19 protein-coding genes are annotated in these 15,822 nt (G+C 37.6%); 14 read left to right on the plus strand and 5 right to left on the minus strand.

All coding sequences use genetic code 11. The features are described 5' to 3' along the window. Window positions 1-60 precede the first annotated feature (60 nt). The gene (gene tnpB / locus HMPREF0014_RS11535; protein ID WP_000618084.1) at window positions 61-396 is read right to left on the minus strand and encodes an IS66 family insertion sequence element accessory protein TnpB; all 336 of its coding nucleotides are present in this window, start codon (window positions 394-396) and stop codon (window positions 61-63) included. After that, window positions 393-821, minus strand: coding sequence for a transposase (locus HMPREF0014_RS11540; protein ID WP_000364662.1), 429 nt, complete (start codon window positions 819-821; stop codon window positions 393-395). Before HMPREF0014_RS11540 ends, tnpB begins: the two co-directional genes overlap by 4 nt. A gap of 188 nt (window positions 822-1,009) precedes the next feature. Here HMPREF0014_RS11540 and HMPREF0014_RS11545 point away from each other — a divergent pair, with 188 nt between their 5' ends. The 6 genes from HMPREF0014_RS11545 (at window position 1,010) to HMPREF0014_RS11570 (ending at window position 5,105) form a co-directional block, all read left to right on the plus strand. Then, window positions 1,010-1,246, plus strand: a complete 237-nt coding sequence (locus HMPREF0014_RS11545; RefSeq protein ID WP_004887361.1) for a hypothetical protein — start codon at window positions 1,010-1,012, stop codon at window positions 1,244-1,246. Between the two features lie 256 nt (window positions 1,247-1,502). Continuing rightward, entirely contained in the window at window positions 1,503-1,832 is a 330-nt protein-coding gene (locus HMPREF0014_RS11550; RefSeq protein ID WP_004887360.1) for a YbaB/EbfC family nucleoid-associated protein, read from the plus strand. A 9-nt stretch (window positions 1,833-1,841) separates the two neighbouring features. After that, window positions 1,842-2,438: a recombination mediator RecR gene (gene recR / locus HMPREF0014_RS11555; RefSeq protein WP_000490551.1), complete on the plus strand. Its 597-nt coding sequence runs from the start codon at window positions 1,842-1,844 to the stop codon at window positions 2,436-2,438. A 308-nt stretch (window positions 2,439-2,746) separates the two neighbouring features. Next, entirely contained in the window at window positions 2,747-3,871 is a 1,125-nt protein-coding gene (locus tag HMPREF0014_RS11560; protein WP_004887357.1) for an HRDC domain-containing protein, read from the plus strand. A gap of 496 nt (window positions 3,872-4,367) precedes the next feature. After that, window positions 4,368-4,634 (plus strand): hypothetical protein, encoded by a 267-nt coding sequence (locus HMPREF0014_RS11565; RefSeq protein ID WP_004887355.1) that lies wholly within the window; start codon window positions 4,368-4,370, stop codon window positions 4,632-4,634. Window positions 4,635-4,763: 129 nt separating this feature from the next. After that, entirely contained in the window at window positions 4,764-5,105 is a 342-nt protein-coding gene (locus HMPREF0014_RS11570; protein WP_004887353.1) for a hypothetical protein, read from the plus strand. 73 nt (window positions 5,106-5,178) lie between these two features. Here HMPREF0014_RS11570 and HMPREF0014_RS11575 read toward each other — a convergent pair whose 3' ends face one another. Further along, window positions 5,179-5,343 (minus strand): hypothetical protein, encoded by a 165-nt coding sequence (locus HMPREF0014_RS11575; protein WP_000086293.1) that lies wholly within the window; start codon window positions 5,341-5,343, stop codon window positions 5,179-5,181. A gap of 441 nt (window positions 5,344-5,784) precedes the next feature. Between HMPREF0014_RS11575 and HMPREF0014_RS11580 the strand changes: the two genes are divergently transcribed. The 7 genes from HMPREF0014_RS11580 to aroC all read left to right on the plus strand — a co-directional run bounded on the left by HMPREF0014_RS11580 (window position 5,785) and on the right by aroC (window position 12,141). Further along, window positions 5,785-6,090 carry a YcgL domain-containing protein gene (locus tag HMPREF0014_RS11580; protein WP_002049830.1) on the plus strand — a complete coding sequence of 102 codons (306 nt, stop codon included), beginning with the start codon at window positions 5,785-5,787 and terminating at the stop codon, window positions 6,088-6,090. Next, entirely contained in the window at window positions 6,083-6,469 is a 387-nt protein-coding gene (locus tag HMPREF0014_RS11585) for a hypothetical protein (RefSeq protein WP_002050047.1), read from the plus strand. The genes HMPREF0014_RS11580 and HMPREF0014_RS11585 overlap by 8 nt, the downstream gene beginning before the upstream one ends. Before the next feature lie 29 nt (window positions 6,470-6,498). Then, entirely contained in the window at window positions 6,499-7,350 is an 852-nt protein-coding gene (locus HMPREF0014_RS11590) for a MoxR family ATPase (RefSeq protein ID WP_002049937.1), read from the plus strand. A gap of 15 nt (window positions 7,351-7,365) precedes the next feature. Next, window positions 7,366-8,553: a VWA domain-containing protein gene (locus HMPREF0014_RS11595; protein WP_000498059.1), complete on the plus strand. Its 1,188-nt coding sequence runs from the start codon at window positions 7,366-7,368 to the stop codon at window positions 8,551-8,553. A gap of 36 nt (window positions 8,554-8,589) precedes the next feature. Continuing rightward, window positions 8,590-9,795, plus strand: coding sequence for a tryptophan synthase subunit beta (gene trpB, locus HMPREF0014_RS11600; protein ID WP_004887349.1), 1,206 nt, complete (start codon window positions 8,590-8,592; stop codon window positions 9,793-9,795). 237 nt (window positions 9,796-10,032) lie between these two features. Beyond that, window positions 10,033-11,037 carry a 50S ribosomal protein L3 N(5)-glutamine methyltransferase gene (gene prmB, locus HMPREF0014_RS11605; RefSeq protein ID WP_004887348.1) on the plus strand — a complete coding sequence of 335 codons (1,005 nt, stop codon included), beginning with the start codon at window positions 10,033-10,035 and terminating at the stop codon, window positions 11,035-11,037. A 12-nt stretch (window positions 11,038-11,049) separates the two neighbouring features. Continuing rightward, window positions 11,050-12,141: a chorismate synthase gene (gene aroC, locus HMPREF0014_RS11610; RefSeq protein WP_004887346.1), complete on the plus strand. Its 1,092-nt coding sequence runs from the start codon at window positions 11,050-11,052 to the stop codon at window positions 12,139-12,141. Window positions 12,142-12,237: 96 nt separating this feature from the next. Here the strand turns inward: aroC and HMPREF0014_RS11615 are convergent, their stop codons facing one another. Then, entirely contained in the window at window positions 12,238-13,467 is a 1,230-nt protein-coding gene (locus tag HMPREF0014_RS11615) for a GGDEF domain-containing protein (protein ID WP_004887345.1), read from the minus strand. Between the two features lie 320 nt (window positions 13,468-13,787). Between HMPREF0014_RS11615 and HMPREF0014_RS11620 the strand changes: the two genes are divergently transcribed. Next, a complete protein-coding gene (locus HMPREF0014_RS11620; RefSeq protein WP_004887343.1) occupies window positions 13,788-14,540 on the plus strand; it encodes an iron-containing redox enzyme family protein in 753 nt (250 codons plus the stop codon). Between the two features lie 47 nt (window positions 14,541-14,587). On the opposite strand, the gene HMPREF0014_RS11625 is transcribed toward HMPREF0014_RS11620, so the two are convergent. Further along, window positions 14,588-15,727 carry a helix-turn-helix domain-containing protein gene (locus HMPREF0014_RS11625; RefSeq protein ID WP_004887341.1) on the minus strand — a complete coding sequence of 380 codons (1,140 nt, stop codon included), beginning with the start codon at window positions 15,725-15,727 and terminating at the stop codon, window positions 14,588-14,590. Between the last annotated feature and the right edge of the window lie 95 nt (window positions 15,728-15,822).

Genomic DNA, 15,822 nt, shown 5'->3' on the forward strand with positions numbered 1-15,822 from the left:
TGAGGTCATGATGCAGAGGAAATAGAACGTTTGGAGAATAGCAGAATGGATGAGCCTGGTTTAGAGCATTGTTACCACTTGCTGCAGTCCGATTCTTTGCCAGGGCAAACCCTGGATCAGTGCCTGTAACTGCTCCGGGCTGATCGCCATACTTTCACCCTGGTGAACTTTAGCCCAGTGGAATTTCCCCTGTTCCAGCCGCCGGGCACACAGCCAGATACCCAGTCCATCATGCACCAGCACTTTCATACGATGGCCACGCTTATTACAGAACAGGTAAGCGCAATGCGGTTTGATGTAGCCAAAGGCTCTCAGCACCTGAGCCATGGCTGTATCCATCCCTGCACGCATGTCCATCGGCTGGGGAGACAACCAGATCTCATCAATACGAATCATTGAGTCAAACCCTGGATCAGCAACAGTAATTCAGTTACTGACTCCACCGGCCAGTCGATCTCGATCATCTGATCCCTTGCGGAACTTGGTGCCTCATGTAATGGAATCCTGATATGAGCGACAGCTTTCTTCTCTGGCACAGGTGGTAGAGGTGCTTCTTGTTTGACTGGAGTCGGGTGAAGAATGACCGGAAGAAAGTCAGTCTGTGGAATGGATGGGGTTTTTAATGCAGGGGGCATTGATCTGGACTGACGAATCCATTTATGTAGCAGATTGGCATTGATCTGATGTTGCATTGCTACCTTGGCCACTGATGTATCTGGCTGCTGGCATTGCTGAATAAGTTGATGTTTAAATTCAGCTGTGAAGGTTCGACGGGGCTTTTTTAGCGTTGGTGCACTGTCTATAACTGTCTTTAAATCCATAAATAGGTGTCCACTTAAATTTAAGTGGACACTATCGCGGTATTAATGAGTTAGAAAAAGTGGGGTTCAGCGGACGCTTACCATACAACGAATGAAATAAAAAGACTACATTTTGTTATAAATGACTCTAAAATCACAACGTATAAAAGTTCTAAATTTAATAAAAATAACAAAGTGAGTTTTTAACCATGCTTAAACCTATAATTATATTAGTCGCTATAGGGGCAATTGGTTTGGTTGGATACAGAGTATTTGCCCAAAAGGACGAACCGACTCAGATTAGCGAAACTGTATTGTTAATTAACGATGCGAACAAATCAGTTGAAGATGCAGATCATTCCATAGAAAAGGCAAATGCCTCTTTTCAAAAAATGCCTTTAAATGAATACAAACCGGACAATAAAAACCTTCAAGCTTCACAATAGTTTCACTTAAATTTTAGAACTGGCTCTAAGCGTAAAAAGTTTTACACAGAAAGCTTTAAACTCATGAGTTAGCGAAAATAGTTTCATAGATAGCAATAGAAAACATTAATTTATTGTGTCAGAATTACAGATTAATTTTGATTTAAACGTAATGACCTCAATGATCTTTGTGATGAGTTGAGTGACTAAAAGAGTTTAAGTTCTGAAGTGTTATGTGACTATCAATTATATTTGATAGAGATACGGAGTTAGGTTTATGAATATCAATATGCTCATGCAGCAAGCGCAGCGCATGCAAAAAGATATGGAATCAAATATAAAAAAGGCCAAAGAAGAGCTTGCTCAAACTGAAGTAAACGCTGAAGCGGGTGGTGGTTTGGTTAAAGTAACCATGACTGGTCGTTATATCGTAAAACGTATCGAAATTAATCCAGAATTACTTCAAGATGAACCAGATATGATTGAAGACTTAATCGCAGCTGCGGTGAATGATGCTGTGCGTCAAGCCGAAGTAGTTTCTGAAGAAAAAATGCAAAAAGCTAACTCTGGTATGGGTTTACCTCCTGGTTTAGCGGGCATGTTCTAAGGAAATTCAGTGTTTAGTGATAGATTTGAACAACTCGTTCAAGCTTTACGTATTTTGCCTAGCGTTGGACCGAAGTCGGCTCAACGTATGGCTTTACATCTTTTGATGAAAAATCGTGAAGGTGCATTTGCTTTAGCGCATGCTCTACATGAAGCATCAAGTTATATTCATGAATGTAGTGTTTGCCACTCTTTAACTGAGCACGAAATTTGTGATATTTGCGCTTCAACAGAAAGAGATGATCAACTGCTATGTGTGGTTGAATCTCCGGCAGATGTGATGGCAATTGAACAAAGTGGTAGTTTCCGTGGTAAATACCATGTATTGGGTGGGCATCTTTCTCCATTAGATGGGATTGGGCCAGAGGAAATAGGTATTCCTTACCTAATTCAACGCTTAAGCCAAGGCACTATCGAAGAAGTCATTTTGGCGACTAACGCCACTGTAGAAGGTCAGGCGACAGCGCACTATTTGGTTGAAGCGACGAAACATTTACCTATTCACATGACACGTATTGCTCAAGGTGTACCTCAAGGGGGTGAGCTTGAATATGTTGATAGTCATACATTAAGTCAAGCGGTGCATAACCGTATGCGTATGAAATAAGTACTTCGGTGCTTATTTCAAAGATTTTTTTAAAATATAAGTTTTATTATTAAAAAAATCTTTTTAAAAGACAAAAATATATTTTTAAAAATGACTTAATGAATATATAAATTAAAAAAGCTGTTTGTAAAAAATAAATTTTTATAAGGATCTTAAATTGAAAGATTTAAAATAATGATCAAAAAATTATCTCTTTTTTGGAAAATTGTTCAAAAATAGATTATTCATCATGGATTCAGTAGCATTTTTCTATTGCTATGTTATATATACCAGAGTTTAAAGCACTCTTTGCAGTTACTTGAGAAAGCATGTTTCAGTTTATCCAACAGCAAACCGAATTGGTTGATGTCCTTCAACAAATGGATCAATGTTCAACATACGGACTTGATACAGAATTTATTAAGGTTGATACCCTTTGGCCTAAACTTGGAGTATGTCAAGTCAATGTCAACGGAAATGTATATTTGCTGGATGGCGTGTCGCTAGACTTAAGTGAGTTTTGGAAAAAAATCTTTGTTGCTCAACAAAATATTTTTCACGCGTGTGGTGAAGATATCGATTTAATCTATCACTATGCTGATGAACAAAACCTATTAAATGTTTTTGATACCCAAGTTGGACTTTCCTTTTTAGGACATGGTTTACAAGTAAGCTATCAAGGTGCTTTAAAGCTTTGTTTAGAGATTGACATTGAAAAAGACCAAACTCGATCTGACTGGTTAGCAAGACCTTTGTCTCCTCAACAGTTATGCTACGCAGCAAATGATGTTTTATACCTTATGCAGTTGGCTAACCATATTAAGGACCAGCTTAAGCAAAAAGGTCTTTATGAGTGTGTTCTTGAAGACTGCCGCAGTTTAACCAAAGAAATTATTAGTGAAACACCAACGTCATTACTCTATACAGATGTAGGCAACTATCGACATTCACGCCGTCAATTAATGCAATTGCAAAATTTAAGTGAATGGCGTGAACATATAGTTAAAGCAACCAATCAACCACGTAGTTTTATCCTTAGAAATTCTACAATGATTGATTTGGTTGAAAAAAATCCACGTAATAATTTCCAGTTATCACAGGTAAGAGATATACGTCCGAATGTTGTTCGTGAATATGGCAAAATTATTCTGGATCTTTTGAAGGATTTACCAGTAGAAGGGCAATGGCCAGCTAAAATTGCTAAACCTTTTAAAATTACATCAAAAGAAACTTTAGATAAAATGGATGCATTAATTGCAAACGCAATAGAGCAGACTTCCATTCCGAAAGAAGTTTTACTTCGTAAGAAATGGTTAAATGCAATTCATCAACATGTACTTTCTAAAGGTGATGAACAAGACTTACCTGACTATTTGTTAGGTTGGCGCTATGAATTACTCACTAAACCTCTTATTGAGCTATTTACAGAAGAGAAAGCAAGTCTCTTATTTTAAATTTAAATAGGTGTTTTTAGTTTAAATACGCTTTGTATTTAGAAAATATTTTATTTGATTAATATTTATTCAACTTCTTGTATTTAATCTTGCTTTAAAAATAAGCCTTTTTATAAGGCTATCTTTATAAACTTAAATTTTTGTTTAGTTATACTTTATATCTTTAGGTTGTTTTGAACTTTAAATACTATAAATATGAGTTCATCTTAATTTTATATGATTATGCTGAATTAAATTAACTTTATGCATGAGAAAAATTCAATTGCGTATATATACAGGTCTGTATATTCTTAGCAACAAGAAAAACAATTTCAAAATAAACAATATATAACTATAAGTTTGTTTCGGTGCAGAAATATAGAGGCCTTCTCGGGGAGAGGAGGCCTCTAATTTTATATATAAATTCTTAAAAAGTTTTTAAAATCAATAATAAGTTAATATTGAGATTAATTTTTTATGCTATAAATGAAAGTTACTAATAACTAGAGAGATAAACATGGCTAATAATTTTAATGCTGAACAGGCAAGAAAAAATGCTAAAGATGTCAAAATAGATCAAGCAATATTGTTGGAAAAAATCTTAACTGGAACTGAGGAAATCTCGAAAGAAGGTAAACGTCGAGCAGTGTTTCAATTTCCAATAGATGCTTTGCACCCTGAACATATTACGCAAGTAGAGGAAGAGCTAAAGACACGAGGTTTCAACGTTTCAACCAATATTGATCAGTCTGGTACAACCGTCAATATTGAAGTCAGTTTCTAAGCTTTAATCTATTCAAACGCCCATAGATTAGGGCGTTTCTTATAATTTTTTACAATCTAAATTTATAAAAATCAATATATTGTTTGACAGGTTTATGCTTCTTCTGTAGCTTTACTTTTTGAGTGGAATATGGATATGAACTTCCAAACAATACTTTCATCTTTCAAAAATCAATCGACTGGTACAGATGCATTTAAAAACTTAAAAAATGCGTGTGAGCAGTATCTTAAGCAATCTTCAAATTTCAATGAAAAAGCCGCAGCTTATCTTATTTATGGGTTTGCTCGTAGTTATGTCATTTTATATGAAGATGAAGCGGTAACTACCGAGTTTGCACAAGCTTCTAAAGAAACATTAATGAATTACATGAATCATTTAAATGAAGCGTTACTTACTGAAAACCACAGCACAATTTTGAGTGCCTTAAATCAGGTGAGTAATGACTATATGCAGGGCTCAAGAGTCTTTTAAAACTTTTGATTAACTTATTGATAAGATACTTCTTTAGTCCTTAACTTAACTAAAGAAGTATCCGGTAATAATTTTAATGTGATTTTTTCTTGCCGCCACCATCTTGTTTATTGACGGTAGACCATGCGATACGTTCAGCTTCTTCTTGAGAATGACCTCTATCTACTTCACTCTCAACAATATGTTTAGCCTGACGCTTTTGTTTTGCTGTGTAAGATGATTTGTCGCCACGAGACATAGTAAAGACCTCCATATTTTCTTTTAAGATCTTTTATTATTGAAACACATCCGAATTTAAAATCGGTTAAATAATGTCTTATCCTGTATACATAAGTTGAATCTTCTTTAATTCTTATTTTAACTTTTATTTAAATTAAATTTATTATTTTCAATGTGTTAAGATAAATTTAATTTATTTGAGAGTAAGTTTATTGTTTTCAAAATGTAATTTTTTCATTTTATAAAAGTTGATAAAAAGCTTTTTTATGTAAAATTAATACGTTAATAGAGGTTGGATAATTTAAAACTTTAGAAAATTAAAAGTTATTTATCGACCTTAATGATTGTTGTGGGTTAATATTTCGCGAGAAAAGAAAAAACGACTGATGCGTAAACAAACCTGCGTGTGTCTGTTGTTTTTTTTCATGTATGCTGTCCTTAGTTCAAGAGTTGATTTGAAATGCACTGTGATATTTATAGATCGAGCAAAAAAGATGAAATGTACATTTATATTGCTCGTCCAAACTATCCTGATGATGCGGAGCAAGCTGATCCGTTTGAAAAAGTTCCAGAAGCTGTTTTACAAGCATTTGGTCGTGCAACGTTTGTCATGCATTTAGAATTGGCTCCAACACGTAAATTAGCGCGTGTAAATGTTTTACATGTTCTAGACTCATTACAAACAAAAGGTTTCTTTATTCAGATGCCGCCAGAAGGGTTAATTAACCCAAATGCAGTTGAACCAGAGGGCTTACGTGGTGCGTGAAGATCAAGCTGGAGTTCTAAATCAATTACTTTCTTCTCTCGATGCAGTTCCTGAGGAGATCATTGCTTTAACAGCTTATGGCGTTGGCGCTATTATTGCTTTGTGGTGTTGGTGGCGTTTAATGCGCCGCCTACCTGCTACTTTTGGCGCAATAAGCTGGTTAGTTGTTTTTGCCATTTTGGTGACACCAACCGTTTCGGAAGGTCCTAATGCATCTGTAGCTCCAGCTATTTTTGGGCTATTGTTTGGTGTGTTAACTAAAGACAGTCCTTTAATCTGGTCAAATTTATCCTTAATTCTGTTTGTAATCGGTCTAGGTTTGCTTATTGGCTATTGTTGGTCAAAATATACAACAAACAAAAGCATGCGTTCCATCTAACCATTGAAATAGAAAAATAAGGTCTCTACATGTCTGCTGATACCCAACATTTTACCGGTACAGATCAATATATCGCGACTGATAGTCTTAAACTTGCTGTAAAAGCAGCCCGCGCTTTGCAAAAGCCTTTATTGGTTAAAGGTGAGCCGGGTACAGGTAAAACTTTACTTGCTGAGCAAGTGGCACAAAGCCTTGGTTTAAAACTCATTACTTGGCATATCAAGTCAACAACTAAGGCACAGCAAGGCTTATACGAATACGATGCTGTGTCTCGTTTGCGTGATAGTCAACTGGGTGATGATCGTGTTTACGATATTAAGAACTATATTAAGCCCGGTAAACTGTGGGAAGCTTTCACCAGTGAAGAGCGCTGTGTGCTTTTAATTGATGAAATTGATAAGGCAGATATTGAGTTTCCAAATGACTTGTTACATGAACTTGATAAGATGTCTTTTTATGTTTATGAAACAGGCGAAACGATTACTGCTACTCAACGTCCAATCGTAATTATTACTTCAAATAACGAAAAAGAATTACCAGATGCGTTTTTGCGTCGCTGCTTCTTCCACTATATTGAGTTTCCAGATGAAGCAACGATGCGTGAAATTATCTCGGTACATTTCCCAAATATCTCTGCGACTTTGGTAAATGAAGCTCTGCAAGTTTTCTTCAAACTCCGCGAAATTCCTAACTTGAAGAAACCCCCATCTACATCTGAACTGATCGATTGGTTGAGTCTGCTTATGGCAGATGATATGCCAGAAGATGTACTACGTAATCGAGATACATCAAAAGCTATTCCACCTTTGTATGGCGCACTCATTAAAAACGAACAAGATGTGCAACTGCTTGAACGTTTGGCTTTCATGTCGCGACGTTAAAGGAGAGAATAACCCATGTTTGTGCGGTTATTTTACACCTTACGAAAATATGGTGTTCCAGTCACGACCCGTGAATTGATTGACTTAAATCGTGCGGTGAGTGAAGGTTTAGTTTTTGCCGATCAAGAAGAGTTCTATCAACTTGCTAAAACAATTTTAGTTAAAGATGAACGCTTTTTTGATAAGTTCGATCGTGCCATGAAAGATTACTTTGATGGCATAGAAACCTTCGATATCGATGAATTACTCAAGCAAGTCCATAAACTACCAAAAGACTGGTTCGATTTAGAGCTTTTAGAAAAGCATTTAACACCAGAGCAAAGAGCTGAGCTTCAAAAAGCAGGTTCTTTAGAAGAACTGATGAAAATGCTAGAAGAGCGTTTACGTGAACAGCATAAAAAACACCAAGGTGGTAACCGTATGGTTGGCACAGGTGGAACTTCACCTTTTGGTGCTTTTGGTGACCATCCGGAAGGCGTCAGAATTGGTGGGCCGGGCCGTAAACGTTCGGCGGTTAAAGTTTGGGAACAGCGTAAATACCAAAATCTAGATGATGACCAAGTTCTTGGTACCCGCCAAATGCAAATTGCTTTACGGCGTTTACGCAAATTTGCCCGGCAAGGCGCTGCCGAAGAGCTAGACGTTGACGGAACTATTCGAGAAACAGCCAAGCAAGGTATTCTTGATGTTCAAATGGTGCCAGAGCGTCGTAATCGAATTAAAGTACTCATGTTATTTGATGTGGGCGGTTCAATGGATGCTCATATTGCTCAATGTGAAAAGTTGTTTAGCGCGGCTAAAACTGAATTTAAAACACTTGAATACTTTTATTTCCATAACTGTCTTTATGACTATGTTTGGAAAGATAACTATCGAAGAACAGCGACTCGCATGAACACATGGGACTTGTTTCATACCTATGGACGTGACTATCGTGTAATTGTAGTAGGTGATGCCAGTATGGCACCGTATGAGCTGAAATCGGTAGGTGGCTCGGTTGAGTATATGAATGATGAAGCAGGTGAAGTTTGGTTACGTCGTCTGCGTCAGCATTTTGATAAAACAGCATGGTTAAACCCTGAAACAGAAGGGTATTGGCATTACACCCAAACAATTGGTTGGATTAAAGAGATTTTTGAAAACCACATGTACCCAATGACTCTAAAAGGCATTGAAGATTTAACGCGTTACCTTTCTCGATAAACTTGATAACTTTAATAATTTAAAAAGAGGGATGATATGCAACATCAAATTAATGGTATTGCTTTACCAAATGAGCAAGGATTTTTTGGTGAGTATGGAGGGCAATTTATTCCTCCACATTTAAAAGAAGCAATGGATGAAATTAATGTTGCTTATGAAGAAATCCGCCATACACCAGAGTTTCAAAATGAATTATCAGATCTCTTTGCAAATTATGTAGGTCGTCCAAGTCCTTTATTTCATGCAAAACGCCTTTCAGAACAGTTAGGTGGTGCACAAATTTATTTAAAGCGTGAAGACTTAAACCATACGGGTGCTCATAAAATTAATCACTGCTTAGGCGAAGCTTTACTTGCTAAATATATGGGCAAAAAGAAAGTCATTGCTGAAACAGGTGCGGGTCAACATGGCGTTGCTTTGGCAACAGCGTGTGCTTTAGTGGGTATTCCGTGCGAAATTCACATGGGTCAAGTTGATATTGAAAAAGAACATCCAAATGTCGTCAAAATGAAAATTTTAGGTGCTCATTTGGTATCGGTCACTCGCGGTACAGCAACCTTAAAGGATGCTGTAGATAGTGCGTTTGAAGAATATTTAAAAGACCCTAAAAACTTTATTTATGCGATTGGTTCTGTGGTTGGGCCACATCCATTTCCGAAAATGGTTCGAGATTTCCAATCAATTATTGGCAATGAAATTAAAGATCAAACACACCAGCGCTTTGGAAAAAATCCAGATTATGTGGTGGCATGTATTGGTGGTGGTTCAAATGCGATTGGTGCCTTTACGGCATTTTTAAATGATCCAGATGTAAAACTTGTTGGAGTTGAACCCGCTGGACATGGGTTAGATACCAATATGCACTCAGCAACCCTAACATTAGGTAAACCAAGCCAAATTCATGGCATGGCGTGTTATGTACTTGAAAATGAAGCTGGTGAACCTTTACCTGTACATTCTATTGCTTCAGGATTGGACTATCCAGGTGTTGGTCCACAGCATAGTTTCTTAAAAGATTTAGGACGTGTGGAATATAGCACTGCAACTGATCAAGAATGTTTAAATGCTTTTATGACATTATCGCGTGTTGAGGGGATTGTTCCTGCGCTTGAAAGCTCACACGCTGTGGCTTGGGCAATTCGCGAAGCACCAAAGCTACCGAAAGAAACCATGATTGTGGTGAATCTGTCGGGTCGTGGAGATAAAGATTCTGACTATGTTGCAGAAAAGCTTAAGCTTTAAGACAACTAGAGATAATAAGCGGTCAGTATTTAAAGGCCGCTTTTTTGTTTCAAAGACTATCTTTAGCGTTACTTATAAAGTTCATTATTTCTTAATTAAAACAAAGTATTCTGATTTTAACGTGTGATTGTCATAGATTGATATGTAAAACACTGCTTCACAAGGCAAAGCGTTGCGTTGCTTTGTCTCACTCAGTAGAATAGTCACTTTGCAAAATTTGCCTTTGGAGACGCCTAAGTGGAGCGACCGACGATTAGCCCTGAACATTTACAGGAAGCTGCTGAAAATTTATCAACAATTCGAGATTTTATTCGTTTTGGGGTATCAGCATTACGTCAACATGATGCACATTTAGGACAAGGCACTGAAGATTATTTTGCAGAAAGCTCTGCATTAGTTTTACAAACCTTATCTCTTGAATGGTCAGCAGACTCAGAGATTTTAGATGCTAAACTTTTACCAAGTGAAAAAGCAGAATTCTTAAGCTTGTTGGAGCGTCGTATTAATGAGCGTATTCCAACTTCTTATTTATTAAATTTAGCTTACTTCTTCAATAAGCCATTTTATGTGGATGAGCGTGTGCTTATTCCTCGTTCACCAATTGCAGAATTAATTGAGCAACGTTTTGCACCATATTGCTTAGATGAAAATGGTCAAATGCGTGAAGCACTTAACAACTTACCAGAAAATACCAAGCCTAAGACACCGCAACGTATTTTAGATATGTGTACAGGTTCTGGCTGTATTGCAGTAGCTTTAGCTTATGCTTATCCAGATGCAGAAGTAGATGCAACAGACATTTCTAAAGAAGCTTTAGAAGTAGCTTCGATTAATGTTGAACATCACAATAAGCAATATCAAGTTGCGTTACTTGAATCTGACTTGTTTGCCAAGATTCCAGCTGAAAATCAGTACGATTTAATCGTAAGTAACCCGCCGTACGTTGATGCCGAAGATATGGCTGACTTACCAGAAGAGTTTTTGCATGAGCCTGAACTTGCATTAGCAGCAGGACAAGATGGTTTAGATTTAGTTCGTAAAATGCTTGCTCAAGCAGCAGATTATTTAACAGAAGATGGTTTAATCGTAATTGAAGTCGGTAACTCTGAATGGGCTATGCGTCAGAACTTCAATACTGTTGAGTTTAACTGGCTTACTTTCCAAAAAGGTGGTTCAGGTATTTTTGCTTTAACTGCTGAGCAATGTCGTCGTTATAGAAAATTATTTGCAGAACAAGCTTAAGGAGTTGTACGTATGGCAGGGAACACTATTGGACAACTCTTTCGTGTAACCACATGCGGTGAATCGCATGGTGTTGGTTTAATGGCAATTGTTGATGGAGTGCCACCAGGTCTTGCATTGACTGAAGAAGATCTGCAAATAGATTTGGATCGCCGTAAGCCTGGTACATCGAAATTTGCTACCCAGCGTAAAGAACCTGATCAAGTTGAAATCATTTCAGGGGTATTTGAAGGTAAAACCACAGGTACACCAATTGGTTTACTCATTCGTAATACTGACCAAAAATCGAAAGATTACGGGAATATTGCGCAAACCTTTAGACCGGGTCACGCGGATTATACTTATACACAAAAGTATGGTTTCCGTGATTATCGTGGTGGTGGTCGTTCAAGTGCTCGTGAAACTGCTATGCGTGTTGCAGCTGGTGCTATTGCGAAGAAATATTTAGCAGAAAAATTTGGTGTCTTGATTCGTGGTCATGTCACTCAAATTGGTAACGAAGTTGCTGAAAAACTAGATTGGAATGAAGTTCCAAATAATCCGTTTTTCTGTGGCGATGTAGATGCTGTTCCTCGTTTTGAAGCATTGGTTACGTCTTTACGTGAACAAGGTACAAGCTGTGGTGCTAAGCTAGAAATCTTAGCCGAGAAAGTTCCTGTTGGTTGGGGCGAGCCTGTTTTTGACCGTTTAGATGCTGATATTGCACATGCCATGATGAGTATTAATGCGGTTAAAGGCGTTGAAATCGGTGATGGTTTTGCTGTAGCAGGTCAGTTTGGTCATGAAACACGTGATGAATTGACGAGTCATGGCTTCTTGGCAAATCATGCTGGTGGTATTTTGGGCGGTATCTCAAGTGGTCAAACCATTCGTGTGGCGATTGCACTAAAACCAACAGCAAGTATTACTACTCCAGGTAAAACGATTAACTTAAATCGTGAAGATACTGATGTATTAACTAAAGGCCGTCATGACCCGTGCGTAGGTGTTCGAGCAACTCCAATTGCTGAAGCAATGTTAGCAATTGTTTTAATGGACCATTTCTTACGAAATCGTGCTCAAAATGCAGATGTTGTTCCGCCATTTGCGCCAATTGAATCATAGATACTTGGTTGATGTAAAAAAGCCACATAACTCAAAGTATGTGGCTTTTTTATTGTTATTGAGCGCAATTTTTTTAATTAAAAGACCTATTAATAATTAAGTTAAATCTACAATTTGTTCTTGATTTACAGCAATTTGATACTGATTACGACCATTTGTTTTTGCTTGATATAGTGCATGGTCTGCGCGGCTAACAAAGGCAGAAATTGAATCATTTAAACGTGGAATTGTGGTTGCCACACCCACACTAATGGTTACATATGGTGAAACGCTACTACATGGATGAACAATGGCAATTTTTTTAATTGCGTTCATTAATCTTTCGACTTGAATTTGAGCTTGTTGTGCATTGGTCATAGGGAAGAGAAGTAAAAATTCTTCACCACCATAACGGGCAACTAAATCTCCACTACGAGCAGCAATTGAAGAAATTGCAGTCGCAATATCTTTTAAGCACTGATCGCCTTTAAGATGTCCTAAGGTATCGTTATAGGGTTTAAAGAAGTCGATATCCACCATCATAATAGTAAGTGGTGTTTCATGACGCAGCGCACGGCGCCATTCATTGTCTAGTGTTTCATCGAGATAACGTCGGTTAGCAAGTCCAGTTAAAGCATCTTGCTGTGAAAGTAAAGACAACTGCTGCGCTTGTTGCATGAGTTCAATACGGTTGAGTTCAATCATACAGTTTTGTAAATAGTTTTCTCGGTGCTGACGGTCTGTAGCATACGCAAGTGTCATTCCTAAGAAACTACTAAACGTATATGTGCGGTTCAAAAAGGTCCAATCTATGTCACCTTTCACATAAGTACTGACTAAAATACCAACCAAACCGCCGACCCATCCTGCAATGATTGCAGTATAAAAGCGCATACCTACCGCACCGTAGATAATCACAATCGCATACATCATTGCTGCATGAAAAAGTACATTATCTTGGCCATTTTCTAAAACGTTAATTAAAATAAAGGTGATAGCGACAGCGGAAGCAGAGCCAATTCCGACATAATAATCAAACCACTGATTTAATTTTTTAATAAACGATAAAATCCATGCAATTAAAACAATTATACCTACCCAAGAATAATAGCTTAACCAGGATAAAACTTGGTCGGTTGGTAAGACTTGGTATATACCAAAGCTTAAAAATAAATATAATATTAAAATAATAGGTGCTCTATAGCGAAACTCATAGGCCGCACCATTTTGATATTGAAAACGATAGATCGTTTCAAGTTGCTTTGGAAACCATACGAAATTTAATCCGCGTGTGGTTAATAAATCTATTTGTTCCTGTCCCAATATATTGGAACCTTGCAACTTCATAATTAATGCTCTCTATATTGGAAGTTGGCATAAAATGCGACTTGTTTTATTAAAGTTCCATCTAAAAATATTGGTTATATATTGTGTGGTTTATTCAAAATAATAATACAGATTTTTTAAAAAAGTAATGATTTTTATAGGTCCTTATTGTGATAAAAATCACGACATTTCAATGATTAGCGTCACAATTATCTAAAGATTCAAAACCTTTGAGAAAAAATTACTAATGGTCGATTAAAGATTGTATCTTTATCATTTTCGGATAGACTTATAGCCGTGAAGTACAGATGATTGCTGTCATATAAATAGGAAAATTAGCAATGACTGCTTTAAATCAATATGGAATGAGTTTAGAAATTACAGCGCATAATGAATGGTCTCAGCGGTTTTGGGATGATCTTTTACCGGTTAAGGAGCGGGTGAGTAAACATCCGTTTTTTACTGAAATGGCCAATGGGGGATTGAGCCTAGAAAGTTTCCGTTATGCTTTACTTAATTTCTATCCACTGGTTGCACATTTCCCGTCATATATGGCTGGTGCATTAGCTAAGGCGACTGCTTTTGCAGAACCAGGTGTAACAGAAACACGAGACTGGTTAATTCAAAATATTAAGGTCGAAGAGCGCCATTTACAGTGGTATCGTGATTGGGCTAAAGGTTTTGGATTAACTGTAGAACAGCTTGATAGCGTGCGCCCCCCAGCTGCAATGAATGCTGTGAATCACTTTTTATGGAATATGAGTCATCGCGGTAACTTGGCTGAATGTTTGGCTGCGACCAATTTGGCAATTGAATGGGCGACAGGTGATTGGTCTATTCAAGTTTATAAAGGTATCCACGCTTATACAGATCATCCTGAGGTCACTATTGATAAACGCTCTTTAGCATGGTTGCGTGCTCATGCTCATTATGATGATTTACATCCTTATGAAGCCATGGAGTTGATTAAGCGGTTGTCGAATGACCGACCTGATTGGCAGCAAAAAGCATTTCATGCTGCTGAAGAAGGGTTACGTTATTATGAACTAGCTTTAGATGATTGCTATAGGGTACAGCTTCAAGCCTCCGCTTAATTTCATTTAAAAGAGGGAGAATATTGTTAGATATTCTCCCTTTTATTTTATTCAAGCAATTTTAAGAGCTTTGCCCGATAAGGCGTTTCTTCAGGCAGAAGCTCAAGTAAGCGTTCAACGGCATCAACACGGTCAGGAACGCGGCTAACCACACGTAATAGTTGGTCTACATCATCAATTTGATAGATAACATGACTCAAGCGGGCATCAAAGCAATCTCTCCAAGCACACAAAAATGGGCTTTCTGATTTGGCTAAAAAACTACCTCTATACAGTGTCAAAGTGGTGGCAGTAAAACCTAAGTTTAGTGCTTGCTCAGCCATAAGAAAGTCACATTGAATTTCACAGTTAAGTCTATATGGTCGTGACTCGATCACATCGGGAATCAGGTTTCGAAGCTGTGAAAGCTCGGCTTTTAGTGTAGTGGTACTCACTGGCCGATCGCCATATAAGGCATAGTGAAGCTCTTCTAGGTTTATGCCTTCCGGGCATAAAGCAAGAAGACATAAAATTTCGATTTGGCGCTGCGTGAGTGTTAAGCCATGTTGATTGTATTGAACTTTAGGTGTGCCTAGCGCTTTAATATATAAAATGTTCTTTTGATGAAGTTGAATGGCTTGTTTTACAATATCTGCACAGCGCTCAACCGCTAAAATTCCAAGTGAGTTATGCTTTTGGTATTTAGTTGATAAGTTCATAATGCCATAAAACTGACCTGTGTTTGCATCGGTGATAGGCGCTGCATAACATACCCAATCTCTAACGCTGTTCATCTGGTTTTCATGTGAATAAACACAGCTTGCTGAATGTGTATTCAGGGCAAGACCAATTGCATTTTGACCAACTGCTTGAGTTGACCATTGTCCACCTTCAACAAAATGAACTTGTTCAGCAGATGAACGCATAGGTATACTACTCCATGTCCAGAGTAAAGTACCATGAGGGTCAGTCACCCCAATTGCCATATCTGCATCTTCAGCAATATGCATCAAATTTCTATGGCACTCTTGGATTGAACGACCAAATAAGGAATGTTGCCATTCCTGATCTAGATCAAATATAGGAGCCGCATCTAGATCGAGTGACGGCTTTTTTCCTAAACAAGGTGTTTCCGAGATTGTTTCCGGTCTAAAGAAAGACGGAAGGTTATCTGTAGAAGGCAATAATAATTGTTTTGACATATCCATAGGCTTTGTTGCACAAAGCTATTCTTGAAGGCTTCTTCAGTAATATAATTTCCAGATGAAGAAGCCTACACCTAAAATCTATCGTACAACCAATT

The organism is Acinetobacter sp. RUH 2624 (assembly GCF_000162375.2).
Taxonomy (GTDB): Bacteria; Pseudomonadota; Gammaproteobacteria; order Pseudomonadales; family Moraxellaceae; genus Acinetobacter; species Acinetobacter nosocomialis.

Coding starts and splice junctions, on each gene's coding strand:
- HMPREF0014_RS11545 (WP_004887361.1), top strand. CDS start 1,010: ATGCTTAAACCTATAATTATATTAGTCGCTATAGGGGCAATTGGTTTG.
- HMPREF0014_RS11580 (WP_002049830.1), top strand. CDS start 5,785: ATGCACTGTGATATTTATAGATCGAGCAAAAAAGATGAAATGTACATT.
- HMPREF0014_RS11625 (WP_004887341.1), bottom strand. CDS start 15,727: ATGGATATGTCAAAACAATTATTATTGCCTTCTACAGATAACCTTCCG.
- tnpB (WP_000618084.1), bottom strand. CDS start 396: ATGATTCGTATTGATGAGATCTGGTTGTCTCCCCAGCCGATGGACATG.
- HMPREF0014_RS11590 (WP_002049937.1), top strand. CDS start 6,499: ATGTCTGCTGATACCCAACATTTTACCGGTACAGATCAATATATCGCG.
- trpB (WP_004887349.1), top strand. CDS start 8,590: ATGCAACATCAAATTAATGGTATTGCTTTACCAAATGAGCAAGGATTT.
- HMPREF0014_RS11575 (WP_000086293.1), bottom strand. CDS start 5,343: ATGTCTCGTGGCGACAAATCATCTTACACAGCAAAACAAAAGCGTCAG.
- HMPREF0014_RS11570 (WP_004887353.1), top strand. CDS start 4,764: ATGGATATGAACTTCCAAACAATACTTTCATCTTTCAAAAATCAATCG.
- HMPREF0014_RS11540 (WP_000364662.1), bottom strand. CDS start 821: ATGGATTTAAAGACAGTTATAGACAGTGCACCAACGCTAAAAAAGCCC.
- HMPREF0014_RS11615 (WP_004887345.1), bottom strand. CDS start 13,467: ATGAAGTTGCAAGGTTCCAATATATTGGGACAGGAACAAATAGATTTA.
- HMPREF0014_RS11560 (WP_004887357.1), top strand. CDS start 2,747: ATGTTTCAGTTTATCCAACAGCAAACCGAATTGGTTGATGTCCTTCAA.
- HMPREF0014_RS11565 (WP_004887355.1), top strand. CDS start 4,368: ATGGCTAATAATTTTAATGCTGAACAGGCAAGAAAAAATGCTAAAGAT.
- HMPREF0014_RS11595 (WP_000498059.1), top strand. CDS start 7,366: ATGTTTGTGCGGTTATTTTACACCTTACGAAAATATGGTGTTCCAGTC.
- HMPREF0014_RS11620 (WP_004887343.1), top strand. CDS start 13,788: ATGACTGCTTTAAATCAATATGGAATGAGTTTAGAAATTACAGCGCAT.
- aroC (WP_004887346.1), top strand. CDS start 11,050: ATGGCAGGGAACACTATTGGACAACTCTTTCGTGTAACCACATGCGGT.
- HMPREF0014_RS11550 (WP_004887360.1), top strand. CDS start 1,503: ATGAATATCAATATGCTCATGCAGCAAGCGCAGCGCATGCAAAAAGAT.